This is a genomic window from Flavobacterium sp. J372 (assembly GCF_024699965.1).
Lineage (GTDB): Bacteria > Bacteroidota > Bacteroidia > Flavobacteriales > Flavobacteriaceae > Flavobacterium.
The window spans coordinates 2,908,912-2,935,764 of the sequence record NZ_JAJOMZ010000004.1; the positions used below are offsets into that span (position 1 = coordinate 2,908,912).

Here is a 26,853-nt window from a genome sequence, read left to right on the forward strand (position 1 = left end):
TTTTCGTATAGTATTAAAATTTTATTCTTTTACAAGGTTACGCGATATCACAAGCTTTTGTATTTCAGTTGTTCCTTCGCCTATAGTACATAGCTTAGAGTCGCGGTAAAATTTCTCAACAGGGTAGTCTTTTGTGTAGCCATATCCGCCATGTATCTGTACAGCTTCGTTTGAAACACGCACACATACTTCAGACGAATACATTTTACTCATTGCGCCCGCCACTGTCATCTTCCTGCCATTGTTCTTTAAATAAGCAGCTTTGTGAAGCAACAATTCAGACGCCTCGATTTCAGTAGCCATATCTGCTAACTTGAAAGCAATGCCCTGGAAGTTGCTTATTGGCTGCCCAAACTGGTAGCGTTCTTTAGAATACTTCAAGGCTGCCTCATAAGCGCCTTTGGCGATACCCAATGACAATGCACCGATAGATATCCTTCCGCCGTCAAGAATTTTCATCGCCTGTATAAAGCCCTCTCCTACTTCGCCCAAACGATTGGCATCCGGCACACGGCAGTTATCAAATATAAGTTCAGCAGTTTCACTGGCACGCATGCCCAGCTTATCTTCCTTTTTACCGCTTGTAAAGCCCGGCATACCTTTTTCAAACACAAAAGCTGTCATACCTTTAGAGTCGCCTTTTTCACCGGTACGTACAATCACTACGGCGATATCACCTGATTTAGCGTGAGTGATAAAGTTCTTTGCGCCATTTACAATCCAGTGGTCACCATCACGTACAGCAGTGGTATTCATACCGCCCGCGTCAGACCCTGTATTATGTTCCGTAAGGCCCCATGCACCAATATGCTCGGCAGTTGCCAGCTTTGGTATCCATCGTTTCTTTTGCTCTTCGTTACCGAATGTCAAAATATGATTTGTACACAGTGAATTATGCGCCGCTACTGAAAGGCCGATTGAAGGGTCAACTTTAGATATCTCTTCAACTATAGTGATATATTCATGATAACCAAGGCCCGAACCGCCAAGCTCTTCCGGGACAAGTACACCCATAAAGCCCATTTCGCCAAGCTTTTTGAAAAGGTCTACAGGAAAAATCTGCTTCTCATCCCACTCCATAATATTCGGGCGTATATGCTGTTCTGCAAAATCCCTTATAGACTGGGCAATCATAGTTTGTGTTTCGTTATAATCGAAATTCATGCTTAAGTATAGTTTGTTTAGAATTCCAAATATAAAGCAATTATTTTCACTTTATCAAAAGGAAAATCATTTATATCTAACAATTCTTCAATATTTGATATTTTTCCTTTCATGCTACGCCTGGTAATTATCCCTTTTGCAATATTGCGGTTAAAATACGGAAAGTATGCCAGTTGGTTTAGTGAAGCGGTATTTACATTTATTTTGGTAACATCAGGATTAGCGCCAATCATAAACCTTTGTTTTAAACCTGATAGTGCTTCAGGAGAAAACTCAGTGAATTCATCTATCTGCTCCATGCTAACGAAAGCGCCAAGTTGTGCCCTTTTACGAAGTATCTTTTTGCAAATGCAGGGCCTATACCGAATACTTTGTCAAGGTCTTCTTCCAGCGCGGTATTGATGTCTGCCTTGACTATGCTTTTCTTATTTGATTTACCAGAAATTCCTGCATTTTTGTCAAATTTATCATGCCTGTCAAAATCTTTATATTGAGTTTTAGATTCTGATTTCTGTTTATTCACCCAATCCGGGAACTTAAAATAAGGAGAGATTTTAGCCAGCTGTACATCATTAACTTTAGTAACATTTTGGAAATCCTGAGCAGAATTTACGTACTTACCTGTCTTACGGAAATCATGAAGGCGCTTAATCTCCGTTAAGGAAAGCCCTAAAGTGTAACCTTTGTAGTCTGAAATGAAGTTGGGATTGAAGGGATAGATTGTATCGCGTTTTTCCCCAGCCAGCGCTTTAAGAGAATCTATCTTCGGCTGTAGCGCAAGCCATTCTTTTTCCTGCTGGCTCTTTTGCTCATTGGTTGCTATATCATTCGATGAAAAGAAATAGTAGGCAGCCTGAATAAGAATTATCAGCAGTATCAAGGCAAGCACACCTGTACGCTGCCCGCGAGTGAAAGGGTAAAAAAATTTTGTCTGCTGCTTCATGGCTACAAATCGAAAACCGAACTGCGTTTTGTATAAATCATGTCTTTTAGCTTAAGCCAAAAGGCAAGTGTAAGGTAAACGCCAAACCACAAGCCTACTGTTACAAAAGTGATGTATATGAAAAACAGCCGCACGTTGGTAGCGCGCATACCCAGCCTGTCGGCCAACCGCGATGATACGTGAAAACCGTTGCGTTCAAAAAAATGGCGAATATTTGTTACTAATGACATTGCGTAGTATTCTGCGCTCAAAAATACGCATTTTATCCTTTCATCAACTCTGTGCCTACTGCACATTGCAGGCAGCGTTTGTGTTCGCAGTATTCGTTTTTAAGCTGGAGCAAAGCCTGTGTATCATATGCTGACAAAGCTGCAATTTTATGCTTTCCAAATTTTTCGATGATGGAATTGCTTTCCGGTGCAATCTTCTCCAGAAGTTCAATCAGTGCTTCGCCTGATTCTTTGCCTGTAGCCTTAGCATATGCAAAACGGAACGGTACTATTGTGTTGATGATAATAAGGTCAATAAATTGTCTTGCGAGGGCTTTTTGCTTTTTTGGGCTCTCACGGTCAAACTGGTAATGCGTTTGCCAATACTCTGAAACTGCCACTGCGAAGATATTGTATAGCTCAACAACAGAAATCCGTTTATCAATCAGCTGTGAAAACAGGTTCTGATTTTTGTGGTACAGCTGCGCCAGTTGTGCAAGCCGTATGGTCGGAAAATTATCAGGGCGATGTTTAAAAAACTGCACAGGGTCAATATGTACATCCGTAAGACGGTGCTTGTGCTTAAGATATTCCCATCTGTCTTTTAAATCTTTAAAATAGATATCTTCCTTATTGTCATCCAGCAAACCTGCCCTGCCGAATAACAAAGCTTCAAGATTATAAACATCGAAACTTTCTTTTCTGATGACAGAAAATGGCAGCGATTGGGCTATTGCTAAAAAGATGCTGCCGTTTGTATTAAGCCCGAAATTTTTTGCTAAAAAGCAAAACAGCACAGCTTCCCAGTCATTGTTTGTTGCAGATGCCAGTTGTGCTATTGGAAACGATTTTCTCTCGAGGCGTTCAAAAAAGAGTCGCTCTTTCCAGCTACTGAAGATAAAACTGTCGATATCCTCAAGGCGGTTTTCACAATTGATCCATGTTTTGGATGAAGACAATAATTGATATGCTCCCAAAGTTTCGGCACTTACGTAATCTTTAAGTTCTAAAACCGGTATAGCCGAATTGCCCCGATGGTATACATCAACATCATGTTCCCAAACTACATGTAGTATCACACTATCATAATTACTGTCAGATTCGTGATGATGCAGGTACCAGTCAGATGACTTGATATGAATCTCCACATTTCCGGCCCATCGTTGACCATCAATTACAATCTGGGCATTGAAGAAATCAGGCCCTGCCTGCTGCAGGTACTGCCCGCTGCTGATGATAGTAACTTCTTCACCCTGCACCGTCTTTAACCCAACAGGGTTGAATTTCTTGTATTGCCAAACATGGTGCAGAAAGTCTTCTTTCATAGTATAAAATAGGAAAGAGCCTATTAGGCCCTTTCAAATATAATGTATTTCGCGATATTATTTTATAGCGCTGATGATATCATGCTTAGTGATAATATGGTGGCGCCCATTACCTAAGTCTACAAGTACAGCCTGGTTATCTTTATTGATATGCTTTGAAATTTCATCAACAGGAGTGTTAGCCTGCACAACAGGATACGGTTTACCCATCACCTCACGGATTGGCTTTTCTGCGATATCTTTATCTTCAACATAAGCGCGGAAAAGATCTGTTTCGTCAAGAGAGCCTGCAAAACCATTTGTATCAATAACCGGAATTTGTGAAATCTTGTATTTACGAAGGCGCTCAATAGCGTGAGACACCAGTTCTTCGGTGCGTGCAATAACAAGTGGCTTATCTTCGTGTTCCTTTATCAGGTCACGTGCTGTGGTGATTTCCTCATCAAGGAAACCGCGTTCACGCATCCAGTCATCATTAAACATCTTGCCTACATAACGGCTGCCACTGTCATGGAAAAGCACTACAACAACATCATCCGGCTTAAATTCATCTTTAAGCTGAAGAAGCCCTTTGATGGCTGCACCGGCAGAGTTACCCACAAAAATACCTTCTTCAAGCGCCAGCTTACGGGTATAAACTGCAGCATCTTTATCGGTAACTTTAGTAAACCCATCAATAAGTGAGAAGTCAACATTTTTTGGGAGGATATCTTCACCAATACCTTCAGTAATATAAGAGTAGATTTCGTTTTCATCAAAAATACCCGTTTCATGGTATTTCTTGAAAACAGAACCATAGGTATCTATACCCCAACATTTAATATTGGGATTCCTTTCTTTAAGATATTTTGCCACACCTGATATTGTACCGCCTGTACCAACACCTACAACAAAGTGCGTGATTTTGCCCTCTGTCTGTTCCCATATTTCAGGGCCGGTCTGTTCATAATGTGCAATGGCGTTACTTGGGTTATCATACTGGTTTACATACCATGCATTAGGCGTTTCTTCTGCAAGCTTTTTAGATACAGAATAATATGAACGTGGGTCGGTAGGCTCTACATCAGTCGGGCAAACTACAACTTTAGCACCCACTGCACGAAGTATGTCCATCTTTTCTTTCGACTGCTTGTCTGATATTACACATATAAGCTTGTAGCCTTTTACAATTGCAGCCAGGGCAAGACCCATACCTGTATTGCCAGATGTGCCTTCAATAATTGTCCCGCCCGGCTTCAGCCTGCCGTCAGCTTCTGCATCCTCAATCATTTTTACGGCCATACGGTCTTTTACAGAGTTTCCGGGATTAAAGGTTTCAACCTTGGCCAGAACCAGTGCATCTATGCCCTGAGTAACTTTATTAAGTTTCACCAAAGGTGTATTGCCGATGGTTTCTAATATATTTTTAGCGTATTTCATTTAAAATTATAAATTGATAATTTTCTGCAAATGTAGAGGTTAGATTTTAAATAATCTACACCATAATAATTCTTTAAGAGAAGAAATTCCAGATTATACCAAACCTGAATGTAAAATCGCGGTAGGGATAATCAGGCGCTGAATAAAAGTTATAGCCCGTCCATGCCGAATTGAAATGCTCAGCTTTCAGAAACAGCCTGAAGGTCCTGATTTTTGCATTTATAAAGAAGTCAAATAGTGGATAGTCGCCTATCTTCTTCCGTTCCTGAACGTAAAATTCTCCGAGCAGCGGCTGGTAGTTATTACCGTAATAGCTTGTAAAGTACTGGAAAGTCACGCCTGTTTGCAAGTAAAGCGCTTTTTTAAAGAAATGGTCGCTAAAGTATAGCGTGTTTCGTGTTACAAACTCAGGAACGTTGAGAATGTTGTCTTGTTGTGTTACATTCTGATACAGGAAAGTATTATCAAGAGCCAGTTTCCACCATTTAAATTCGCGCCCGGCTTTTATTGAAAGGTAATTGATGGTATTGTTATATTGTGCAGGTGCAACCTTAAGAGTATCCAACAGCGTTGTACCATATGCAGAATATGTATCCCTGAAATAAAGATGATCATTCAAAACAGTATATTGTACCGATGCATCAAGCCATTTAGTCTTAGCCTCAAACTCAAAGCTGTTTATCTTTTCGTTTTTGAAGTTGTTTGACCAGTTATAGAACACATAGCTGCTTTGGTATAGCTGAAAGTTAAGGTTAGGCAGCTTGTTCATATTCTTGTACTCACCTGTAAGAAGTATATCATCATTCAGCTGATATCTTGCTGCCACACTAATGTTTGTGAGTGACTGATCACTCAATGAGTTAGAAAATGAAACGGTGCCTTTAAGCTTGTCTTTATGGTAGGTATAACTTGCGCCATAAGTATTAATACGGTCATTAATCTGGTTTGGCACTGCTATTTCGCCTGACGGTGCCAATATTATCCTGCGATAAAAATAATTGTATCTGTAGTCTTCAAGATAAAATTCAAATGTTCCCAGGGCTTCATTTGTATATGCTGCACCAATAAGGTTGTACATCCGGTTATACCTTGTTTTGTTATTTATCGATGAATTATAAGACGCCCCAAAACGTGGGCTTGGTGTAGCCTGTGTATATTCGAAAAACTTGTTTTCGTAATTAAACCTATGGTGTAGCAGGATACTATTAGGATTGTCTTTACTTAGCCTGAAGGTATGGTCTATAAAATAACGATTGCCTAATAGCAGGGACGTGGCATCACGAAAATACACATCAAGCCTTTCCCGTTCAGTATAGGGGTCTTCGCCACTCTCAAATAGTTCAGGCTCTGTAATCCCACCATTTTCCTGATTTGATATATCCTGTGCTGTAATATGGGCTTTAAGGACGTAGCGTTTATTGGTTGTATGATAACTGGTCATAAACCTGAAGTGCCCGTTACTTGAAAGTTCGTTAATATACCTTCCAAGTGAGCGAAGCCCTTTATATGCTATAGCAAAATTGAGATTTTCTGAGGTGTTGAGTGTTGCGAAAGCATCAAGCATCTGGCCTTGCTGTAGCACAGAGCGATAAAATAAATCTGTAAAGGGCGTAGGCACAGAGTAATATTTAATATCATTCACTTCAAGGTACGCTATATGTTTCGCTCGAAAACCAAATTGCGGGAAAGGGTCAAATTGTTCCCGCCCAAAATCCAGTGTATTGTACGTTTGCCCTTCATTAGAAAATGGTAATAAGCCAAAGTTATCTTTACGCAGATAGTTTGATATATAATGCCTTTTGAGGGTAAGAGAAGTATCAACAATAGTAGTATCCCTGTCTATAGTTATTATTTTATACAAAGCAATTGGTGCGACTGAATCAGGCTTGGCTTCGACATTCGAAGTTTCTTTCTCTCCGGTATCAGCAGCCCGCTTACCGCCGGAAAGAGGACTTAATTTCCTTTGGGCAGACATCGCCATCGGGATCAATAAAATCAGTATTAAAATTATACGCATTCTGTCCACACTATTATTCCTCATTTAATCTGCAATGTATATAACCGAAATCTGGACGTTTTGTTATTTAGAAAGTGCAATATTAAAGTAAAAACAAAAAAGGACAGCTATCATACTGTCCTTTTTTATATAATTATGTTGTATAAATTACTGTATAATAACTTTCTCAACGTGGGTTTTAGAACCACTGCTTACTTTAAGCAAATAAACTCCTGACGCAAAAGTACCTGTTGAAATAGAGTTAATATTTCCGTTTTGTACATTTTGCTGATAAACCTGCCTTCCTGTATAGTCAAACAGGCTGATTGTACCATTTTGAATATCTTCCGGAAGTTGTACATTGATGATTTCCTTAGCAGGGTTAGGCCATATATAAAGACCGCTGATACTATTTTTATTCGTACCCAAAGTCATATTATTTGCATTAACTACTAATGAATAATCCTGAGTAGCAGTTGAAAGCGTGCCTTTGTGCGTTACAGTAATGGTATATGTTCCTGCCGGGGCATCTATAACATCAACACGCTCTACAGTATCAACCAGATTATCCCCTTTAATTGCACCGGAAGACAAGTCAGCAAGATTAAGTTTCCATGGGAAATAGGTATCAGTACCTTTAGTTATACGTAAATCAAGGTCATTAACTAATGCCGGTAACGGGCTGTTAGCCACATTTTGCCTTGAAGTACCGGCAGGGTCTGTCCAGCATAATGTTGCCTTAATTGTAGCGGGAGCTGTAAGAGTTACAGTATAAGTATTTGTTGCACCGTTTGCTAAATTTGTCTCCAACAGCATGTTCTGATTATTCTTTGCTTTTGTTATGACATTAGCAGAAGCTTCGGCATCAAGTAAACCCCACCCAAACCTGTAATCAGGACCTGGCATACCATTATCGTCAAGCGCCGTGTTGCAAACTAAAGCCTTAACAGTAGCAGATTTCATAAATGTTCCAGGATTCAGGTTTCTATAATGCTCTTGAAGTAAAATGATAGCGCCTGTAACACCCGGAGATGCCATTGATGTACCACTAAGTTGAGCAGTAGCAGTATCATTTTCACTTGATGTTGATATAACCTGTGTTCCATCTGCAGTAATGTCAGGTTTAATCCTACCGTCATCTGTTGGTCCCCTGGCTGCTAGAAGCATTTATTGACCACGCCCCTAAAATATATTGAGGAGGGTTAGCATTAGTACTTGCATTGGCTACAACCAAATTATTTTTGCAGTTAGCTTCAGCAGTAAGCTTGTCAAGGCCGGCACCTAAGCCTCCACTATAATTGGTAATACCCTCATTGCCGGCAGATTTAACATGGAGGTAATAAGGATATGTATATAAAATAGCATCCCAGTCTCTCGCATCATTATTATAGCAGCCAGGATACCAGCTTGGCAATGTCACCTGGTTCTGGTCATTTGAAATTGGAATACCATAAGAATGATTTGAGACTAAAAGGCCTGCTTGTGCTCGTTGAGACACCTCAACCATATCATTATCCCAGTTATAAGACAAGATACTAACTTTTGGGGCCATACCTTTTAAACTGCTGTTACCTGAACCTAAACCTGAAGCACCAACTGTACCGCCCACGTGTGTACCATGCTGGCTAAATGTACCGCCAACACCATCCTGAATTGTAACACGGCTCACACCGTTAAGCTGGAATTGGTTATGTGTGGGCCTTATCCAGCCTCCATCCCATACACCAGCCTCAAGACCGAGACCTTCAAGACTTAAGCCGAGAGAACCCCCAGGATATAACCTATTAACTTTAATAGCGCCTCCTTCGGTTGCATTATCAGTGGCGATATATATTGGCTCTCCATCAATAACATCCACCATATGATACTGCCTTCCGTCTGCAAAATAATCAACTTTAACAGTAGGATTTTTTGATACGTATTCAGCAATTCTTACCCTTTTTTCACTAGCAGAAATCTCTAAAGATGCATTCAGGATATTTATCTGATTTTCATCATAACTGCTTTGTATCTTCAGCTTTTCTTCACGGCTTTGTCCTGCCACATTAGCTACTGCCAAAAACGCTAATACCTGAAGTAAATTCAATTTCATCTTTTTCAGTTTAATTTATATTAAAACACAAATATAATAGATATTACTCATTAACCCATTCTGCAGCAGAGTAATATATTGAAATTTAACAAAAATAAAAAACCGCTCATAAAGAGCGGTCTTTATTTTTGTGGAATATCTTAAGGAAGGCTAAATGCTACCTCATCAAAATTACCGAAATTACCTGAACCGGTTGCAACCTGAACCTGAGATCCGTCAGCTGCACGTTTTGATATTGTGTATGAACCACCAGCACCAAAACCATCACCATATGAATCTAAAATATAGAACAGATAATCACCGTCAGGAAGGCAAAGTACCCTTGTTTCACCGGCCCCTCCATCAATATAAGGTACGCTGTTAGCAATAAAATCACCGTTAGTATTATACAATTCCCAAGAAGTTTCAGAACCGTAATCATCAGTAACTATACTTATAGTAACAGAGTTTTCGTCACATGCCCTTTTGGCAGTGATGATTACAGGCTTGCTATACGTTTTCAAATTACCTGCAGCAACAGTACCTGTGTATGATAATGGTACTTCAAGACCAGGCTCTTGCTTTATACGTATTGAAAGCACTTTACCGGTAAACCCTAAATCTGTATTAGTAATTGTAATCGGGAAAGAAACCTCTCCAGCACCGGCAGGTATTGTTACACTTGTAGGAACAGTAAAATCAGAAGGATCAATTGAAGTATTACGTGGATCCTGGCTACCGTCGGCAAGAGCAGGATAATCCGTAACTATCTCTAACATAACAGTCCTGTCACTTCCAGATGGCTGGGCATAAACTTTACCTTGTAAATTAACAGTCTCACCTAATGATATTTCCAAAGGTGCGGGCATGTCCATCAGGCTTACATAGTTAGCGCGCACCTGATTTTCAGTACTAACTTCGTCTTCACAACCTACTAATGTCGATAAAGCAAAAACTCCAAAGGCAAAAGCTGATAATAAAATTTTATTAATTTTCATAATTTAAACTTTTAATTAATTCTGCTCAGTTATTGCAGGGTTATTGTTTAATTCAATCTGAGGAATCTGGAATGATAATTCATCAGAATTATACTGGAATGACTGACCGGCACGGAAAACATGGTTTGTACCCCTTGTTACTGTAGCCTGGTTACGCTTCATTGCAAGATAGCTTTTCCCTTCACCCCACAGTTCAATACGGGTTTGAAGATAAATGGCATTTTGTAAAGCTTGTCCAGTAAGACCAGTAACATAAGCAGTAGCAGCACCAGCACCACCTGCCAAACGTTGTGTTAGAAGTTCAGCAAGCCTTGTTCTTGCGGCAGCCTCATCTCCAGTCCTTGCAGCAGCTTCAGCACTTAGAAGATAAAATTCATCAACACGCATAAATAAGTAGTCCGTAGTAATAAAATACTGGCCTTGCCATGTACGAGCAGGAGCAAAGAACTTATTTAATGGCATAAGCAAAGTAGCTGGTGAAGTAGAAAACTGTGTTTTCCTTACATCTCCTGGAGGAATAGCAGCATATAAAGCATCATCAATAGCCTTTTGGTCACCCGCAGAAGCATAACTATAGGTAAAATAGTCCATTTGACCCCACCAGTTAATTAACTGTTCGCCCATTACATCGGTAATGTCATATCCCCAAATCCATGAAGGTGTATTTACATTGTTAAATCCAGATCCAGTTCCAGGAAAAGCTGTTTGTCCTAGAGTAGTTAATGGGCTTCCGGAAGTTGCAATGACTTGATCTGCAAACACACGTGCTTGCTGATAATTACCCATAGCTGCATAAGTATATGCTAGTAATCCTTGTGCAACAGATTTATTAACCTTATACTTGGTATCACGACTGTAATCATCTAGTAATTCAATAGAAGTATTAAGGTCACTTATTATTAAATCATAGATTTGTGAAGCAGGTACTTTCCCATAATTACTTATTTCACCATTATAAAAAGGCAAAATAGGCTGTGTAGGATTATACTCCCTTTGAAATAACTGCGCCAAATAGAAATAAGCATACGCACGCAATGCTTTAGCCTGACCCATGATGTGTCGTCCTTCAGCAGTATCTGGTGTTACACCATTACCTCCAATATAATTAATTACATTGTTTGAAAGGTTAATAACTTTATAGTAATACTGCCATATAGTTCTGTTTTCGGCACGAGTAAAATCTACAGTAGAAAGCAGATTCGCTGGATTGTCATACCATCCATAAGCACTTGCAGACAAAGCCATGTCACCACAAACTATATCCATCCAAATGTCTACTCCTTTTTGTCCAAAGTCATAATGCCCAGTGGTTACTGCCCTATTCTGAACCATATAGCTATACACACCTTCAAGAGCACCGTTAATAATTGCCGGATTGGTCTCAGCAATTTCCGCTACATCTTCATTAGTAAGTATAGATGTATCCCTTTTAGGCTCTAAAAATTCCTGGCTACATCCTGCACCGAGCAGTGATGCGGCAATTAAAGTACATAAATACGATCTTTTCATAATTTTTTTTTTTAGAATTCAACTTTAACACCAAGACTAAATGTTGTCATTGGCATATAAATACCTGAGTTTGTTGTTGCAATCATTGTTTGTGGATTCAAACCTTTTCTTGCACTAATCATCATCAAGTTATCTCCTGAAACAGAGAAATTAAGCATGCTGATTCCAGAATTTTCCATAAATCGTTGAGGAACAGTATATCCAAGCCTCACGTTGTTAAGAGCCAAATAATCAGCTTTAGTAAGCCAACGAGAAGAAGCACTACCAAAGTTAGCATCTTGCCCGTAGTTAGCAGTAAGCCTAGGAACATTTGTAACGTCGCCCGGTTGTTGCCATCTGTCTCTTATATCTGTATGGAAATTATTTGAACCAATTAAACTACCGCTGTTCATTAACGTTTGGTAACCAGAATCGTAAACGTGGCCTCCAATGCTATATCCAAACAATGCAGTAAAATCGAAATTCTGATAACCTGCATTAAGACGGAAAGCACCTCTAATTTTAGGTATAGCGGACTTTCCGATATATTTCTGTGTTGCCTGTGCATAATTATTGGTAGTTGTTTGGCCAATCTTTGCATTAGGATTCGCATCAGTATATACGTTCATGTTAGTTATTGCAGCATCACCTGAATCAAAAACTCCGTTTCCGTTTATATCATCATAGTTCAGTGTCCATAAACCTTCACCTGTTGCAGGATCTACCCCTGCCCATTCACGCAAATACCAGTCATAGATAGAGCGGCCTTCAGACAATCCAAAGTTTCCATTTTGTTGGAATGTTTTTGTTTGCCCAGTAACAAAGTTGATAGGCATATTTGAAAGCTTATTTTCAAATATTTCGCCATTAACGCCTACTGAAAAACTGAAGTCCTCAGGATTAACAGCACGGATTATATCAGCTTTAACATCAAACTCTAAACCACTATTTCGCATTTTTCCACTATTGTATTGAATAGTTGTATAACCTGCAGAAACTGGTAGTTGCTGAGAAAAGAAAAGATTGGTAGTATTTTTCACATAATAATCTACATCAACACTCAGTCTATTATTAAACCATACACTTTCAAGACCAACCTGTGCAACATGTGAAGTTTCCCAAGTAAGGTCACGGTTAGTAAGTGTATTAATTACACCAAATGATGCGTTACCATCTGGAGTTTGATTAATCTGGTTAATTTGCAAACCATACAATAATGAACTATCTCCACTTCCGGTTTCATCAACAATACCACGGTCTCCAATTACACCATAACTTCCCTTAAGTTTAAGAAAATTAATAAATTCAACACCTGAAAGAAAGTTTTCTTTCGACAATATCCATCCTAAACCAACAGAGCCAAATGTGCCCCATTTATCATTAGGGAAAGTAGAAGAACCGTCACGTCTTACAGAACCAGTTAAATAATACTTTTGAGCATAGTCATAATTTAATTGTGCAAAATAACTATCTAAAGCCCAAGCTCTGCTAAATGAATTACCTCTACCAACAGGCCTTGCATATTGACCTAAATCAAGAGTATTAGGGTTGATTGCATTTTCTGCAGCAGCACTAAAACTTTTATATCTGAACTCTGTAGATTCGTGAGCTATAAATGCCTCTATACCATGACTTCCAAAGGTTTTGTTGTAACGAAGCAACTGAAGGAAATTTTGGTTTGTAGTATTTGTAATACTTTTTGCAAGAAAACCGTTTGATGAAAAACCTGAACCATAGTACGGATTTGTCCTACTAGCAGCATCAAAAGTTTGATATTGTCCGCTATAACGCATTTCAAAGGTAAGCCCATCCATAAGAGTAATTCCTACATTATAATTTCCAAGGAAAGTCGTACCATCAGTTTGAGACAAATCATAGTTAGCATCACCGATTCCGTTAGTAGCATTCCAAGCTCTCCTGGCATATGGCTCGCTACCATAGTCATATTGAAAACCTCCAAAATAAGGATCAGCAACTAAATTTCCGTTAGTATCACGAAGATAAACATCATATATTGCCGGAGTAGTATTTGTAAGTGCAAATATATTTCCTGAACTACCCGCTGAGTTTTCATCACTTGATGAATTACGATATCTCGCACCTGTGTAAGCGATGTTACCACCCGGCTTAAGCCACTCTTTTGGTTTATGCTCAAGATTTAGCCTTGTTGTGTAACGCCTAAAATTTGAATTTACCACATATCCCTGATCATCAAGATATCCAAATGATGTAGAGTATCGTGTTTTATCATTACCTCCGCTAAACTGAACATTTGCCTCCTGCCTGAAACCAGTATTAAATGCAGCATCTGACCACTTGGTTGGCGTAAACCTACGCGACACACCTGGCCTAAATTTTCCTGTTGCAGGATCTATAAGCTGATCTCCCGGAACATTCCAAATATTATATCCCGGATTAATACCTTCAGTTCCAGCATATAAATTTGCACTAGCAAAACCAGCAGGGTTTGCCTGTCCACTTAATCTTCCTTTTTGATAAAGCTCACTCCATTCAATTTCAATATACTCTTCCGGAGACTCTATTGTATTGTATGTAGGAAGTAATTGCATATTTATACTTGACCTTGTATCAACAGATATACGGGTCATACCAGCTCTACCTTGTTTAGTAGTAATAAGCACTACACCATTGGCACCACGCGTACCATATATAGAAGTCGCAGCAGCATCTTTAAGAATAGTTATATTTTCAATATCAGCCGGATTAATAGCACTTAAATCACTACTAAAAGGAGCACCGTCAACAACATATAGAGGATTTGAGTTAGCATTAATTGACCCAAAACCTCGAATACGAATTGCAGCATCACTACCTGGAGCACCAGTAGTCGTAATGACATTCACACCCGCAACTTCACCTCTTAAAGCTTGAGAAATATTTGAAACAGTTTTAGCCTCAACATTTCTTGTGTTAACTGTAGCAGCAGTACCAGTATACCTTTCACGAGTAGTCACGCTATAACCCACTACCACAACTTCATCAAGAAGTGCAGTATCTTCTTTAAGCGTAATAGATACTGTGCTTGAAGCACCTACTGTTACTGTTTGTGCCGCCATACCTACCATAGAGAATGTTATCCTCTGGCCGGTAGCAGCCTGAATGGAATACCTTCCGTCAAAATCGGTTTGCACACCTCCCGCAACTCCTTCTACTGTTACGTTCACTCCCGGAATTGGTAATCCCTGAGCATCACTCACAACACCGGAAATAGTTTTTTCCTGCGCAAAGGCAAACTGAATAAAGAACGCCAGTAAAAGCGTAAAAATCCAAGTAAACTTTGATTTCATATTTAATTAATTTGAGTTAGTTAAGTTGCAAATCTATAAATTAATTTTAATATAACAAACTTTTAACCTTTCATTTGCACCTCCTTTCCCCGCGTATTTTGCGGGATTTAACTGATTGATATTCTTTATGCATAAACTTGATTTATTATTTGAAAGATGCAATTAATACAATTTGGTTGCGTCAGCTTTAAAATAAAATATAAATTTTAACACTTTTACTGTTTTAGTGATTACAATAATTTTCTGATGTTAATAGTTGTCTGTCGCTTTTTTAATATCTATAGCCAATGTATATTTGGCCCATTACTTATATCTGAATTTTGCTGTCACTTAAGTTTTCTGATAAGTTATATGAAACCGGCACTGATGAAGCCGGAAGAGGCTGCCTTGCCGGCCCTGTAACAGCTGCTGCAGTAATATTACCCGAACGATTTAAGCTTAAGAAGCTGAACGACTCTAAACAGCTTACCGAGAAAGTGCGTGAAGAGTTGAAGGAGATAATAAAGGCAAAAGCATTATGCTATCATGTAGTCAACATAGGGCCGGAGATTATCGACGAGATTAATATACTTAATGCATCTATCCACGCTATGCAGGAATGCATTAAAAACCTTAATCCTGTACCGGAATTTATTATTGTTGATGGTAATCGCTTCAAACCGGTAGAAGGTATTCCTCACGAATGTATAATTCAGGGCGATGGAAAGTATATGAGTATCGCCGCGGCATCAATACTTGCAAAAACTTATCGTGATGAGTATATGAATAAGATTCACGAGGAATACCCTATGTATAACTGGAAAAGCAATAAAGGCTACCCCACAGCCGAACACCGTGAGGCTATAAAGAAATACGGAATTACGCCTTATCACCGAAAATCATTCAGGCTGCTGCCCGAACAACTGGAAATTGAATTTGACATTTTAGAAGACGTTCACGTTACTATCTATAACCCGTAGCTCTGCTTCAAAAAGGTTGGCAAAGTGCTTCATTAGCTTTTCGGTTACTTCAGTTTCGTCAACTGTATCTTTCCTTAACTCAACATTTAATGATGTTACTGCTTTGCCGCGTATTCCACATGGTATAATATTATCAAAATAGCCAAGGTCTGCATTTACATTGAGGGCAAAGCCATGCATGGTTACCCAACGTGATGCACGAACGCCCATGGCACATATTTTTTCGGGCAAACGGAGTGCCTACATCTAGCCAAACTCCGGTCTCGCCTTCACTACGGGTAGCTGTAAGGCCATATTCTGCAAGAGTTAGTATCACCATCTCTTCAAGAAGGCGAAGGTATTTATGTATATCTGAAAAGAAATTTTCAAGGTCAAGTATAGGGTAGCCCACAATCTGGCCGGGGCCGTGGTAGGTAATATCCCCGCCCCTGTTTATTTTGTAGAATTTAGCGCCCTTCGCTTCAAGCTGCACTTCATTTAAAAGCAGGTTAGACATATCGCCGCTTTTGCCAAGTGTGTACACGTGCGGATGACGTACAAACAGCAGGTAATTAGGCGTAGGCTCCTCTTTCTCTTCCCGCCTGTTGCTTATTTTAATATTCAGGATATCCGCAAAAAGCGCCTCCTGGTAATCCCATGCCTCTTTATAATCCATCTGCCCCAAATCGCGCACCTCAACCAGCTTATTCATATCACCTATAATTTGACGTAAAGTTACAAAAAACCACGTTGTTGTGATAAGCCCGCATGCATTTCAGTTTTTCATCAGAATCACTATCTTTGCGCCCTTAAAAACATATCATTATGCAGCTTTCAGAACAAGAAATCATCCGCCGCGAAAAACTGGATAAACTGAGGGAACTCGGTATCAATCCGTATCCTGCAAACCTCTTTCCTGTAGACCATACAAGTAAACAGGTGAGGGAATCTTTTGCAGAGGGCAAAAAGGTGGTTATTGCAGGCCGTATAATGAGTACCCGCATACAGGGCAAGGCATCATTTGCAGAGATACAGGACAGCGAGGGACGCATACAGGTTTATTTTAACCGCGATGAGATTTGCCCCGGCGAAGACAAGACAAAATACAACGAGCTTTTCAAGAAACTGATTGATCTTGGCGACTTTGTAGGCATCCACGGTGAACTTTTCAAAACACAGGTTGGAGAGATGACCGTTAAGGTTGAGGATTTCCAGTTACTAAGCAAAACGCTTCGCCCACTTCCGTTGCCAAAGACAGATGCCGATGGCAATGTATATGATAGCTTTAGCGATCCCGAACTGCGCTACCGCCAGCGTTACGTTGATCTTGTGGTAAACCCTCATGTAAAAGAAGTTTTTGTGAAGCGGACAAAACTGTTCAACGCCATGCGTAGCTTCTTTAATGACAAAGGCTATTTTGAAGTTGAAACACCCGTACTGCAGCCTATTCCGGGCGGTGCAGCCGCAAGGCCGTTTATCACACATCACAACTCGCTTGATATTCCGCTATATATGCGTATTGCCAACGAGCTTTACTTGAAAAGGCTTATTGTAGGCGGGTTTGACGGTGTGTATGAATTCTCTAAAAACTTCCGTAACGAAGGGATGGACCGTACACATAACCCTGAATTTACCGCTATGGAAATATACGTAGCATACAAAGACTACAACTGGATGATGGAGTTTACCGAAAGCCTGCTGGAGCATTGTGCAATTGCGGTGAACGGCACTGCTGATGTGACTTTTGGCGAACACAAGGTTAGCTTTAAAGCGCCATATGCCCGTGTTACGATGACCGATGCTATAAAACAATACACCGGTTTTGACATTACAGGCAAGACAGAACAGGAAATCTATGAAGCTGCACTGGGCATGGGCATAGCTGTTGACCAGACTATGGGCAAAGGCAAACTTATAGATGAAATTTTTGGCGAGAAGTGTGAAGGCAATTTCATTCAGCCTACATTTATTACTGATTACCCGAAAGAGATGAGCCCGCTTTGTAAAGAGCACCGCGACAACCCTGAGCTTACTGAGCGTTTTGAGCTTATGGTATGCGGTAAGGAAATTGCCAATGCCTACAGCGAGCTTAATGACCCTATAGACCAGCGCCAGCGTTTTGAGGCACAGCTTGAGCTTAGCGAGCGTGGCGACGTTGAGGCAGCCCAGTTTATTGATAATGATTTCCTGCGTGCATTAGAATATGGTATGCCGCCAACATCGGGGCTTGGTATTGGAATGGACAGGCTTATCATGTACCTTACTAACAACCCCTCTATACAGGAAGTGTTATTCTTCCCGCAAATGAGGCCGGAGAAAAAAGGGCCGGAACTTACGGAAGATGAAAAAGCAATAGCTGAACTGCTAAAAGCAAGCGGACAGCTTGCCCTTGATGCCCTGAAAACACAAGCAGGCCTGAGCGGAAAGAAATGGGATGCTGCTATGAAAGGGCTTTCAAAACACGGCTTGGTAAAAGTGACCGTGAATGGCGACAGCAAAACTGTAGAATTTACGAAATAGATTACAAGATAATTAAACCTCACTAAAAGAGCCATTATTTGGCTCTTTTTTTTATTACAAAAGTTAAAAGGATAAAAATATTTTAATATTTTAGCACCAAATCAAAATTGGGCATGAAAAAAATTACCTTATTTGCATTAATGGCATTTTCTTTTAACGCTTTCAGTCAGGAGATACTAATTGACCCTGCCGGCGCGGGCGGATTTGAACTCGGACCAACCTGGGCAGATAATGGGTGGACAGTGGTAAACCCTAATAATCCCGATGCCAACAGAAAATGGCATCTTGGCGCAGCACAGCCCGGGTTTAGCGGAGCAAGGGCTGCTTTCATCGGCAATGACGACAACACACTGAGCACACAAAACGCTGCACGAAAAGTACATTTTTACAGGCAGGTTACAATTCCTGCAGGCGCTACAAATATTGTATTAAGCTTTAAAGTGAAGCAGGAAGTTCTTGATGCCGGTTTTGATTACATCCAGGTAAATACAGCAAATGCTATCCCCACTGCCGGTAATGAGCCTGCAGGACAAGTGCGTTTCGGCCCATTTCCTGAAGACGCACCGGTACCTACATTTGAGACGCAAACGGTAAACCTGCCAAATGGAATGGCAGGACAGACCAGATACCTCATATTTACATTTATTTCGGATAATGCCAATCCGCGTGGTTATCCTGCAATTGATGACATCTCACTTACCTACCAGGCGCCGGCTTCAACAGCAGACTTTAATAAAAAGCAGCTTAGCTACTACCCCAACCCGGTAAACGATATGCTGAACCTGCAATACCCTGAAGCATTAACCGCGATACAGATTTACAATGTTCTGGGCCAGGAGGTAATCTCTAAAAAGCTAAATTCTACAGAAGCACATATAGATATGTCTTCGCTCAAAGGCGGCATATATGTGGTAAAAGCAACTTCTGTATCAGGTGCTTCTAAGACAATAAAGATTACCAAAAAGTAATTTTTTGGTATCTAAATTAATACAGGAGCATTTAAAATATGCTCCCGTATTTCTGTTACAAACTATAATTCAGGTTTACGCTCCAGCGGTAATTGGCCTCTACCCTGCCTCCTGTTAGGTTTTGCGATATGGGCAGCATACCGTTGATGCCAATAGAAAATTTATCAACCCCCATTTCAACGCCTGCGCGTCCAAATAAAGCATAACCTTCAGTATCAGGGAGCCTTTCCTTATATTGCTTATTGGCATCATACACCTCGCCTGCAATACCAGCCTGCGGTACAATTGTCAACTTGGTAGTTTCGGCAACATAAAATAGGGTTCCTCCGTAGTTAAACTGGTTCCCGAATTGGTAATTCTTGTCGTTTTCCGTCTTGATATTATAGTTCGCCATACCATTGAAGCCCCAGTCTTTATATCGGATAACATACTCCGCAGCCAACAGATAATCCCAACTGCCCGTACCTACCTGAAAGCTTGGATTCACGCTGCCGTTGTTGGCGCTGTCATACTTGCCTGTAGGCGCCTTAACTCCTGCGCCGGCCTGTAGTGTATGGGTAAAGGTAAGCATGTCGGTTTTAGTCTGGTATAGCGTATATAGGCCGATAACTGTTATATCTCCTAATCCGCTTATCTCCTGCCTGCCTGTTGAAAGTTCCCGGTTATGGAAATGGTAAGGAACCAGCGCCGTCACCTGGAAATTTTTGAAGACAGGTATTCTCGCCCATGCCTGCACCGTATTGAAATTTTCATCAACCCAAGGCGAATTGTTGAAGATACCATCGCGGCTGCTGTAGCTTTGATGGAAGTACCGTATGCCGACAAAGTTCTGGTTTATCATTGAGCTGAAGCCCATGCCCCCGCCGCTGGCAGAGCATCCGCAGGCATCGCAAAAGTCATCAAAAACCAAGTATTTTTTAAAACCCGGTGGCGGTGTTGAAGCAGAAAGCGTTATGGCAATGCTTAAAGTAAAAAACAATATATATTTCTTCATTATGTCTGGAAATAAAACAGAGGATTATTGATATACTCCTCATCGGTTAGTGTTTTAAGGAAAGCTATCAAAGCTTCCTTTTCCTGCTGAGTAAGCGGTATGCCCAAGACGCCGTTATGATTTAACAGAGGGTCTAGCGTTGCTGATGGCTGCACGCCACTGCTGTAAAAGTTAAGCACACTTTGCAATGACCCAAACCGTCCGTCATGCATATACGGAGCAGTGAGCGCTACATTGCGCAGGCTGGGCACTTTAAACTTATACCTGTCTGCTGCAAAGCCGGTTACTATCTCCCGGCCTTTGTCATCAAGATTGGGGTTTGGTGGCAGCCCATTGTTGCGGAAACTACTATCCGTAAACAAATCGGTGGCATGGCAGGCGGCACAATTTTGGGCAAAGAGGCTACGCCCCTGCAACTCCTGCTGGCTCATTGCAGCTCCCGGTTCATTCCGTACATATTTGTCATACCGCGAGTTGGCAGATACCATCATGGTCATGAACTGCCCAAGCGCTTTCAGGATATTACCTGATGTAACTTCACTATCAAACGCCTGCCTGAAGAGTTTCACATAAGTGGGGTCGTTCTTCAGCTTTGAGGCTATACCTTCCAGCGTTTCATCCATTTCAACGGGATTATGTATCGGCACTATTGAGAGCATTTCCAGACTGTTAGAAGCACCGTCATAAAAATACTCGCTCTGGAAAAGCATATTCTGTATAGCAGGCGTATTGCGGAAGCCTATCTGGTTACCAATGCCGTGACTGAAATCATGGCCGTGATGCGTAAAAGCCGTTGGCTGTTCATGGCAGAAAGCGCACGCGATAGTGCCATCGGCAGAAAGACGCCCGTCATAAAACAGCATGCGACCCAGCTCAAAACCTTTTTGCGTAGGGTAATTCAGCTCTATATCATGTGCGGGCGGCGGGAAGTTAGCCGGAACTTTAAAAGCGAGCTTGTTATTTGCCTCAATGAGAATGTAATCATCCTCACTGCTATTGCAGGATTGGGCCACCAGCGCGGCAGCCGCAATCAGTAAAAACCTTTTCATGATTAGTGTGGCGAACCACTGCCGTTATGAACATGGTCAATCGTGAACATTGAAAGTGAATTGCCTCCAATTTTAATCAGGTTTTCACCTCCCATTATACCCGCTGAAGTTCCCGCAGGGTTAAGGTTGGCAAACAATGATATTTTATTGGCGCCATCAAGCAATACGTTCACATCGCTCTTTATGTGTATAGACGGCATAGCATCAGGCCGTACACGCGCCGTAGTTGGCAGGGTCAGCGTCACTTCACGGTAATTATCGGTAGCGGTGTTACTGCCCTGGTGTACCATAAACCCTTTCTCGCCGGGTGATTGCGGAGTTGTGAATGTGCCTTCAAATAATATGAATTTATACCCGGTGCTCCACGTCCAGGTAAGGTCGTGCTGTGCCGCAAGATTCCAGAAGCTTTGCTGCGCCGTCTCGCCCTGCAGGTAGCGCTGCTGGTCTACCCCAATCCCGAATTTTAACTGCTTGTAATTACCCGCCGGCACATTTTCAAGATGCACTGTAAGCTTATCAGCTTCTTCACTTATCACGAAATAACTTTCTTCTTTCGGATATGTAAATTCGCTGCCGTTTTCGTCAACAAGCACAATGTTGCTCACTATGTAGTTAAGGCGTTCAATGGTAAGCTTTTCACCCATAGAGTTTTCATAGGTTGTACCTAGCGTGAGGGCATCGCCTGCAACGCCGTTATCAAAATAAATCTCGGCATCGCCGTATGTATTGGGTTGGGCAGCATTGTTATCATCATCGCTGCATGATATAAATAGTATAGCCATGGCAATAGCAGCCATGTATTTTATGGTAATTTTCATTGTTATTATTTATTAAGTTTAAATGAGATTTTAAGGCATAGAAGCCTTTGGGGAAACTGTTCCCGATAAATTTAGCACTTAAGAAATAACAAGCGGCGGATGAAAATGGGAATAACCTTCCTGGTAGGAATACAGGTTGGTGTAGATAAAGATATTTGATGTGATGATTGAAACCTTGGTTTGCGGATTGAAAGAAACAGTATCCTGAAAGAATAACACCTCTGTTTCTGATGCCTGGCTTTTTTTCTGCGATAGCGGCTTTTCAGAATCTGAAGCCTTGGCCAATTCCTTTTTCAGGTGGCACTTACCATTACAGTGCATTTCCGGCTTTGCCTTGTTTTCGCAAAGTTCAGCAGCTATGTAATCATAATTGATTATGTAGTCCAGCACCGGCAGCACCGGCCTTGCCAAAAAAAATACAGCTATGATTATTAAAGCAGATTTCACACCCCAAAGGTATGCCGCAGTGTTAAATTTAAAAAATGTTGGTACAACTTTTTAAACCTTTTTGTAACCCGTTGTCTTATAGCTATAAACTTTAAAAAACTTTTGATTATGAAAACTTGGATTTTAGCAATTATGATGGTGGCCGGCATGACAATGAGCGCACAACAAAGAGGAGAAAAACGCGAGCAGCTAAAACCGGAACAGAGAGCGGAGCTAAGGGCTAAAGAAATGGCGCTTGCCCTTGACCTGAACGATAAGCAGCAAAGAGATTTAAAAGCTTTATATCTTGACCGCGCTAAAAAAACTGATGCAACCCGGGCTCAATATAAAGCTGCGAGAGAAGCCGGTAAAAAACCAACTGCTGATGAGAAATTTGCAATGAGAAGCAAAATGCTGGATGAGCAGATTGCCATGAAAGCCGAAATGAAAAAAATACTTACGGCAGAGCAATATGCAAAATGGGTAGAGAAAAAGGAGCACATGAAAAAGAGGATTGACAGAAGGCGTGCTCACTCACAAAACAAGCGCAGATAATATTTTTTGTGTGTTAAAGTTTTGCAATCTTTAAGAAAAAGATTAGATTTGACATCACTAATCTGAAAAAAAACAAAATTATTAATTATGAAAAAGATAATTGCCCTTTTCGTTGTGATGCTTGCTTTTGGCCTTAATGCTAATGCACAGCAAAAAAAAGCCCCAAAAGCTGCGGCTAAGGAAACTACAAAAGAACTGACTGTTGCAGAGGCTGCCCAAAGTGACCTGGATGCCCTTACAGCAATCATCACTAACCTGGACAAAACAAAAAAACAGGATTTATACAACCTGTTTGAATATAAGCACAGAACAATGAGGGAAGGCCTGAGCGCAGAACGCAAAGCAGCTGTATCTCAGTCTATTGAAGCAAAATTAAAAGCTTCTTTTGAGCCGGCAGACATCCAGAAGCTGGAGAACAATCCTGCTGTAATGAGGAAACTTATTCAATAAGCACTTATCTTTTCAGGATAAAAAAAGCTCCCCGCCACGGCGGGGAGCTTTTTTTATAATGTTTTGGCTACTATACCAACAGCCTCTATTGTATAGTCAAGGTCTTCGTAGGTGAGTGCATCACAGATAAACCATGTTTCGTACGCTGAAGGCGCTATGTACACTCCTTCTTGCAGCAAACCGTGGAAAAACTTTTTAAAAGTCTCATTATCGCCGTTTTTAGCGGTTGTAAAATCAATTACGGGATTAGCATCAAAGTGTACCGAGATCATTGAACCACGCCTGTTTATGGTGTATTCAAGTTGTGTATCATCAAGCTTCTGCCTTATGCCATTTTCAAGGTAAACGGTTTTGGCATCAAGCCGTGTAAAAATATCACGGTCAGCATCTATAGCCTTAAGCATCTCAAGCCCTGCAGCCATTGCTAATGGATTGCCCGAAAGGGTTCCCGCCTGGTATACCGGCCCCAAAGGCGCCAGCTTATCCATAATCTCAGCACGCGCTGCAAATGCACCCACCGGCAGCCCGCCGCCTATCACTTTACCAAAAGCTACAATATCGGCATTAATACCTAAAAGCTCCTGTGCACCGCCACGCGCAAGGCGGAAGCCTGTCATCACTTCGTCAAAAATCAAAAGTGCGCCGTGTTCATCACACAGCTGCCTCAATCCTTCATGAAAACCTTCAAGCGGCGGCACACAACCCATATTACCCGCAACAGGCTCAATGATTATTGCTGCTATTTCGCCTTTATTGGCTTCAAACAGCTGTTTTACATTGTCGAGGTTATTGTAAGCAGCCAGTAAAGTATCTTTCGCCGTTCCCTGTGTTACACCCGGGCTGTTTGGCGTGCCAAATGTTACCGCGCCGCTGCCCGCCTGTATAAGGAAAGCATCGCTGTGGCCGTGGTAGCAGCCGGCAAATTTTATAATTTTCTCGCGCCCTGTAAACCCGCGTGCCAGCCTTATGGCACTCATGCATGCTTCGGTGCCTGAGTTTACAAAACGTATCTTGTCAATATTCGGCACCATGCTCACGGCAAGCTTCGCAATCTCTGTTTCAAGAGCCGTTGGTGCACCAAAAGATGTCCCTTTCCGGGCACGTTCAATCACGGCATTTACAACAGGTTCATAAGCATGGCCCAGTATCATTGGCCCCCATGAGTTGATATAATCTATATAGCGGTTGCCGTCTTCATCAAACATATAGGCGCCCGTGGCCTCTTTAATGAAAAGAGGCGTGCCGCCCACTGCCTTAAAAGCACGTACAGGCGAGTTGACCCCGCCGGGTATCACTTGTTCAGCCTCAGCAAATAGCCGGCTGCTGCGTTGGTATAACATGGAATTTACTTTATTTTAAGCACCTGCCCGATAGCTATGGCATTGCCCTGCAGGCTGTTTAGCGCCATGAGCTGCTCTACGGTGAGGTTATGTTTTTTTGAGATAGAATACAATGTATCGCCCTGCTGTACACGGTAAGAATCGGCTGCCAAAATTATTTCCTGCTGTGGTGCAGGCGCCGGCTTTACAACCTCTTTTTTAGGAGCGGGAACAAATTGCCTGCCCAGCACTTCAGCATCATACTTAGCCAGGTCGTAACGCTCTATAAGCCCTATCAGCTTTGCAGGATATTGAGGGTCGGTAGCATAGCCTGCAGCCTTCAGGCCATGTGCCCAGGCGCTGTAATCATCTTTATCTAATTTGAAGAGCGAAGCATAGCGCCCGCGGGTAGTAAGGAAGAGCGAGTGGTCATTATAGCTTTCTGAGCCGTGGGTGTATTTACGGAAACACTCCTGCGCGCTGTCATCATCATGATGTATGGTTTCGCCCGTCCAACCGGTGTGGCATTTAATACCGAAGTGGTTATTGGCGTTAACGCATAGCGTTCCGCGACCTGCGCCGGATTCAAGTATGCCCTGAGCGAGCGTGATGCTTGCAGGTATGCCGTGACGGCGCATGTTATCTTTAGCTATTGGTGAATAATTGTCGACATATTGTTTCACGAGCTCAGCATAAACTACTGTTCGTGAGGTAGACTCAAGCACCTCTGTTTGCCCGCCTGAATTTGTTTTAGTCGTCCTTATGGGTGATGATGCCGTAGCCCTGCGGGGTTCAGATTTTGGTTTGGCAGCCCTGGCTTTACGGGCCGGTGATGTTGGGCGGCTTTTTGAAGCTGAAGCCGTACTCTTTGATGTCCTGATGTTTGATCTTGAGGTTCCGCAGCTTACCAGCAACACCAGTAAGCACGCCGCGAGAATCTTTTTAACCATTTGTATTTATTTTAATTAGTGGCATTTTCTTCCGGGCCAGCAGCTCGTTCATCCCGGCCACTCCCTGCAAACCGCCGGTATGTATCATCAAAATTGATGCCCCGGGTTCAAAATATCCCTTACCTGCAAGATCTGTAACGCCAAAAACCATCTTTGCAGTATAAACCGGGTCGAGCAGGATACCGGTTCTCTCATAAAAATCATTCATGAAATGTACCAGTTCTGTTGTAACCTTGCCATAGCCACCAAAATGGTAGTCATTTACAAGCTGCCAGTTGCCCTCACGGGCAAATGTAAGAATTTCGTCTGACAAATCAGCCTTCAGCGCCGGAAAACCTATGACTTTCTGGTGTGGCAGCGCACTGTTAATTAATCCCGAGATGGTTCCGCCTGTACCTACCGCGCAGATGATATGGGTAAATTTTGCATCATCTTCTGTCAAAATCTCTTCACAGCCTTTTACGGCGAGTTGGTTGGTCCCCTCCTTCAGGCACCAAGTAAAAATCACCAAATTTTGAATGAAGCTGTTCAATAAAATCAGGTTTATTTTTCTTCCGGTAATCTTCCCGTGGCACAAAATGTAATTGCATGCCGCAGCTCTTTGCAAAATCGAGTGTAGGGTTTGATGTGCCTGCGAGTTCATCGCCCCGGATTACACCAATAGTTTTTATGCCATACTCCTGCCCTGCCGCTGCTGTTGCCGCGATATGGTTAGAGTATGCCCCGCCAAATGTAAGCAGGGTTTCAAAACCATTTTCCTTTGCGAAAATGATGTTGTATTTCAGCTTGCGGAACTTATTTCCTGAAATGTTAGGATGCAGCAGATCTTCTCGCTTCATAGTAAGCGAAATACCATTGGGCAAGGAAATATTTACGGGTTGATTCAGGCTTGAAAGCATATTGCAAAGTTCGGCAAAAACAAATTCTTAAAGAAACGTTAACAAA

The 26,853-nt window shown here is 41.6% G+C and carries 23 protein-coding genes and 2 pseudogenes; 5 read left to right on the top strand and 20 right to left on the bottom strand.

The window, feature by feature from the left end; translation table 11 throughout:
• Window positions 1-21: 21 nt before the first annotated feature.
• From LRS05_RS14450 to LRS05_RS14505, 12 genes are all read right to left on the bottom strand, one after another.
• A complete protein-coding gene (locus LRS05_RS14450) occupies window positions 22-1,164 on the bottom strand; it encodes an acyl-CoA dehydrogenase family protein (protein WP_257868961.1) in 1,143 nt (380 codons plus the stop codon).
• A 17-nt stretch (window positions 1,165-1,181) separates the two neighbouring features.
• Window positions 1,182-1,463, bottom strand: a complete 282-nt coding sequence (locus tag LRS05_RS14455) for a helix-hairpin-helix domain-containing protein (protein WP_257868962.1) — start codon at window positions 1,461-1,463, stop codon at window positions 1,182-1,184.
• A complete protein-coding gene (locus LRS05_RS14460; RefSeq protein WP_257868963.1) occupies window positions 1,451-2,107 on the bottom strand; it encodes a helix-hairpin-helix domain-containing protein in 657 nt (218 codons plus the stop codon). The genes LRS05_RS14455 and LRS05_RS14460 overlap by 13 nt, the downstream gene beginning before the upstream one ends.
• Window positions 2,108-2,109: 2 nt before the next feature.
• On the bottom strand, window positions 2,110-2,337 hold the full coding sequence (locus LRS05_RS14465) for a PspC domain-containing protein (protein WP_257868964.1): 228 nt from the start codon (window positions 2,335-2,337) through the stop codon (window positions 2,110-2,112).
• Between the two features lie 32 nt (window positions 2,338-2,369).
• On the bottom strand, window positions 2,370-3,641 hold the full coding sequence (locus LRS05_RS14470) for a DUF2851 family protein (RefSeq protein ID WP_257868965.1): 1,272 nt from the start codon (window positions 3,639-3,641) through the stop codon (window positions 2,370-2,372).
• 57 nt (window positions 3,642-3,698) lie between these two features.
• Window positions 3,699-5,060, bottom strand: a complete 1,362-nt coding sequence (locus LRS05_RS14475; RefSeq protein WP_257868966.1) for a pyridoxal-phosphate dependent enzyme — start codon at window positions 5,058-5,060, stop codon at window positions 3,699-3,701.
• A 73-nt stretch (window positions 5,061-5,133) separates the two neighbouring features.
• The gene (locus tag LRS05_RS14480) at window positions 5,134-7,077 is read right to left on the bottom strand and encodes a putative porin (protein ID WP_257868967.1); all 1,944 of its coding nucleotides are present in this window, start codon (window positions 7,075-7,077) and stop codon (window positions 5,134-5,136) included.
• Between the two features lie 147 nt (window positions 7,078-7,224).
• Complete coding sequence (locus LRS05_RS14485; protein WP_257868968.1) at window positions 7,225-8,223, bottom strand: S8 family peptidase; 999 nt, start codon at window positions 8,221-8,223, stop codon at window positions 7,225-7,227.
• Window positions 8,192-9,148 carry a S8 family serine peptidase gene (locus LRS05_RS14490; protein ID WP_257868969.1) on the bottom strand — a complete coding sequence of 319 codons (957 nt, stop codon included), beginning with the start codon at window positions 9,146-9,148 and terminating at the stop codon, window positions 8,192-8,194. The genes LRS05_RS14485 and LRS05_RS14490 overlap by 32 nt, the downstream gene beginning before the upstream one ends.
• 140 nt (window positions 9,149-9,288) lie before the next feature.
• Entirely contained in the window at window positions 9,289-10,125 is an 837-nt protein-coding gene (locus LRS05_RS14495) for a DUF4843 domain-containing protein (RefSeq protein ID WP_257868970.1), read from the bottom strand.
• Between the two features lie 15 nt (window positions 10,126-10,140).
• Complete coding sequence (locus LRS05_RS14500) at window positions 10,141-11,634, bottom strand: RagB/SusD family nutrient uptake outer membrane protein (RefSeq protein ID WP_257868971.1); 1,494 nt, start codon at window positions 11,632-11,634, stop codon at window positions 10,141-10,143.
• Between the two features lie 11 nt (window positions 11,635-11,645).
• Entirely contained in the window at window positions 11,646-14,921 is a 3,276-nt protein-coding gene (locus tag LRS05_RS14505; protein WP_257868972.1) for a SusC/RagA family TonB-linked outer membrane protein, read from the bottom strand.
• Window positions 14,922-15,241: 320 nt separating this feature from the next.
• Here LRS05_RS14505 and LRS05_RS14510 point away from each other — a divergent pair, with 320 nt between their 5' ends.
• Window positions 15,242-15,880: a ribonuclease HII gene (locus LRS05_RS14510; RefSeq protein WP_257868973.1), complete on the top strand. Its 639-nt coding sequence runs from the start codon at window positions 15,242-15,244 to the stop codon at window positions 15,878-15,880.
• Here LRS05_RS14510 and lipB read toward each other — a convergent pair.
• A pseudogene (gene lipB, locus LRS05_RS14515) lies at window positions 15,845-16,571 on the bottom strand (lipoyl(octanoyl) transferase LipB). The gene LRS05_RS14510 and the pseudogene lipB overlap by 36 nt on opposite strands.
• A gap of 113 nt (window positions 16,572-16,684) precedes the next feature.
• Here lipB and lysS point away from each other — a divergent pair.
• The gene (lysS, locus tag LRS05_RS14520; RefSeq protein WP_257868974.1) at window positions 16,685-18,379 is read left to right on the top strand and encodes a lysine--tRNA ligase; all 1,695 of its coding nucleotides are present in this window, start codon (window positions 16,685-16,687) and stop codon (window positions 18,377-18,379) included.
• A gap of 113 nt (window positions 18,380-18,492) precedes the next feature.
• Complete coding sequence (locus tag LRS05_RS14525; protein WP_257868975.1) at window positions 18,493-19,347, top strand: T9SS type A sorting domain-containing protein; 855 nt, start codon at window positions 18,493-18,495, stop codon at window positions 19,345-19,347.
• A gap of 55 nt (window positions 19,348-19,402) precedes the next feature.
• Here LRS05_RS14525 and LRS05_RS14530 read toward each other — a convergent pair whose 3' ends face one another.
• The 4 genes from LRS05_RS14530 to LRS05_RS14545 form a co-directional block, all read right to left on the bottom strand.
• On the bottom strand, window positions 19,403-20,341 hold the full coding sequence (locus LRS05_RS14530) for a transporter (RefSeq protein WP_257868976.1): 939 nt from the start codon (window positions 20,339-20,341) through the stop codon (window positions 19,403-19,405).
• Entirely contained in the window at window positions 20,341-21,390 is a 1,050-nt protein-coding gene (locus LRS05_RS14535) for a cytochrome-c peroxidase (RefSeq protein ID WP_257868977.1), read from the bottom strand. The genes LRS05_RS14530 and LRS05_RS14535 overlap by 1 nt, the downstream gene beginning before the upstream one ends.
• A 2-nt stretch (window positions 21,391-21,392) precedes the next feature.
• Window positions 21,393-22,208, bottom strand: a complete 816-nt coding sequence (locus tag LRS05_RS14540) for an MbnP family protein (RefSeq protein WP_257868978.1) — start codon at window positions 22,206-22,208, stop codon at window positions 21,393-21,395.
• 78 nt (window positions 22,209-22,286) lie between these two features.
• Window positions 22,287-22,655, bottom strand: a complete 369-nt coding sequence (locus LRS05_RS14545; RefSeq protein ID WP_257868979.1) for a hypothetical protein — start codon at window positions 22,653-22,655, stop codon at window positions 22,287-22,289.
• Between the two features lie 108 nt (window positions 22,656-22,763).
• Between LRS05_RS14545 and LRS05_RS14550 the strand changes: the two genes are divergently transcribed.
• The gene (locus LRS05_RS14550) at window positions 22,764-23,189 is read left to right on the top strand and encodes a DUF4890 domain-containing protein (RefSeq protein WP_257868980.1); all 426 of its coding nucleotides are present in this window, start codon (window positions 22,764-22,766) and stop codon (window positions 23,187-23,189) included.
• An 87-nt stretch (window positions 23,190-23,276) separates the two neighbouring features.
• Window positions 23,277-23,639, top strand: a complete 363-nt coding sequence (locus tag LRS05_RS14555; protein WP_257868981.1) for a hypothetical protein — start codon at window positions 23,277-23,279, stop codon at window positions 23,637-23,639.
• 53 nt (window positions 23,640-23,692) lie between these two features.
• On the opposite strand, the gene hemL is transcribed toward LRS05_RS14555, so the two are convergent.
• From hemL to LRS05_RS14570, 3 genes and pseudogenes are all read right to left on the bottom strand, one after another.
• Window positions 23,693-24,979, bottom strand: a complete 1,287-nt coding sequence (gene hemL / locus LRS05_RS14560) for a glutamate-1-semialdehyde 2,1-aminomutase (RefSeq protein ID WP_257868982.1) — start codon at window positions 24,977-24,979, stop codon at window positions 23,693-23,695.
• A gap of 5 nt (window positions 24,980-24,984) precedes the next feature.
• Window positions 24,985-25,908 carry a glucosaminidase domain-containing protein gene (locus LRS05_RS14565; RefSeq protein ID WP_257868983.1) on the bottom strand — a complete coding sequence of 308 codons (924 nt, stop codon included), beginning with the start codon at window positions 25,906-25,908 and terminating at the stop codon, window positions 24,985-24,987.
• Window positions 25,901-26,807: pseudogene (locus LRS05_RS14570) on the bottom strand (1-aminocyclopropane-1-carboxylate deaminase/D-cysteine desulfhydrase). Before LRS05_RS14570 ends, LRS05_RS14565 begins: the two are co-directional and overlap by 8 nt.
• Window positions 26,808-26,853 lie beyond the last annotated feature (46 nt).

Excerpts from the sequence above, each read along its gene's own strand:
- LRS05_RS14530 (WP_257868976.1), bottom strand. The coding sequence starts at position 20,341 with ATGAAGAAATATATATTGTTTTTTACTTTAAGCATTGCCATAACGCTT.
- LRS05_RS14460 (WP_257868963.1), bottom strand. The coding sequence starts at position 2,107 with ATGAAGCAGCAGACAAAATTTTTTTACCCTTTCACTCGCGGGCAGCGT.
- LRS05_RS14490 (WP_257868969.1), bottom strand. The coding sequence starts at position 9,148 with ATGAAATTGAATTTACTTCAGGTATTAGCGTTTTTGGCAGTAGCTAAT.
- LRS05_RS14525 (WP_257868975.1), top strand. The coding sequence starts at position 18,493 with ATGAAAAAAATTACCTTATTTGCATTAATGGCATTTTCTTTTAACGCT.
- LRS05_RS14465 (WP_257868964.1), bottom strand. The coding sequence starts at position 2,337 with ATGTCATTAGTAACAAATATTCGCCATTTTTTTGAACGCAACGGTTTT.
- LRS05_RS14480 (WP_257868967.1), bottom strand. The coding sequence starts at position 7,077 with ATGCGTATAATTTTAATACTGATTTTATTGATCCCGATGGCGATGTCT.
- LRS05_RS14485 (WP_257868968.1), bottom strand. The coding sequence starts at position 8,223 with ATGCTTCTAGCAGCCAGGGGACCAACAGATGACGGTAGGATTAAACCT.
- LRS05_RS14565 (WP_257868983.1), bottom strand. The coding sequence starts at position 25,908 with ATGGTTAAAAAGATTCTCGCGGCGTGCTTACTGGTGTTGCTGGTAAGC.
- LRS05_RS14470 (WP_257868965.1), bottom strand. The coding sequence starts at position 3,641 with ATGAAAGAAGACTTTCTGCACCATGTTTGGCAATACAAGAAATTCAAC.
- LRS05_RS14535 (WP_257868977.1), bottom strand. The coding sequence starts at position 21,390 with ATGAAAAGGTTTTTACTGATTGCGGCTGCCGCGCTGGTGGCCCAATCC.
- LRS05_RS14455 (WP_257868962.1), bottom strand. The coding sequence starts at position 1,463 with ATGGAGCAGATAGATGAATTCACTGAGTTTTCTCCTGAAGCACTATCA.
- LRS05_RS14505 (WP_257868972.1), bottom strand. The coding sequence starts at position 14,921 with ATGAAATCAAAGTTTACTTGGATTTTTACGCTTTTACTGGCGTTCTTT.
- LRS05_RS14450 (WP_257868961.1), bottom strand. The coding sequence starts at position 1,164 with ATGAATTTCGATTATAACGAAACACAAACTATGATTGCCCAGTCTATA.
- LRS05_RS14495 (WP_257868970.1), bottom strand. The coding sequence starts at position 10,125 with ATGAAAATTAATAAAATTTTATTATCAGCTTTTGCCTTTGGAGTTTTT.
- LRS05_RS14540 (WP_257868978.1), bottom strand. The coding sequence starts at position 22,208 with ATGAAAATTACCATAAAATACATGGCTGCTATTGCCATGGCTATACTA.
- LRS05_RS14500 (WP_257868971.1), bottom strand. The coding sequence starts at position 11,634 with ATGAAAAGATCGTATTTATGTACTTTAATTGCCGCATCACTGCTCGGT.
- LRS05_RS14550 (WP_257868980.1), top strand. The coding sequence starts at position 22,764 with ATGAAAACTTGGATTTTAGCAATTATGATGGTGGCCGGCATGACAATG.
- LRS05_RS14475 (WP_257868966.1), bottom strand. The coding sequence starts at position 5,060 with ATGAAATACGCTAAAAATATATTAGAAACCATCGGCAATACACCTTTG.
- hemL (WP_257868982.1), bottom strand. The coding sequence starts at position 24,979 with ATGTTATACCAACGCAGCAGCCGGCTATTTGCTGAGGCTGAACAAGTG.
- LRS05_RS14555 (WP_257868981.1), top strand. The coding sequence starts at position 23,277 with ATGAAAAAGATAATTGCCCTTTTCGTTGTGATGCTTGCTTTTGGCCTT.
- lysS (WP_257868974.1), top strand. The coding sequence starts at position 16,685 with ATGCAGCTTTCAGAACAAGAAATCATCCGCCGCGAAAAACTGGATAAA.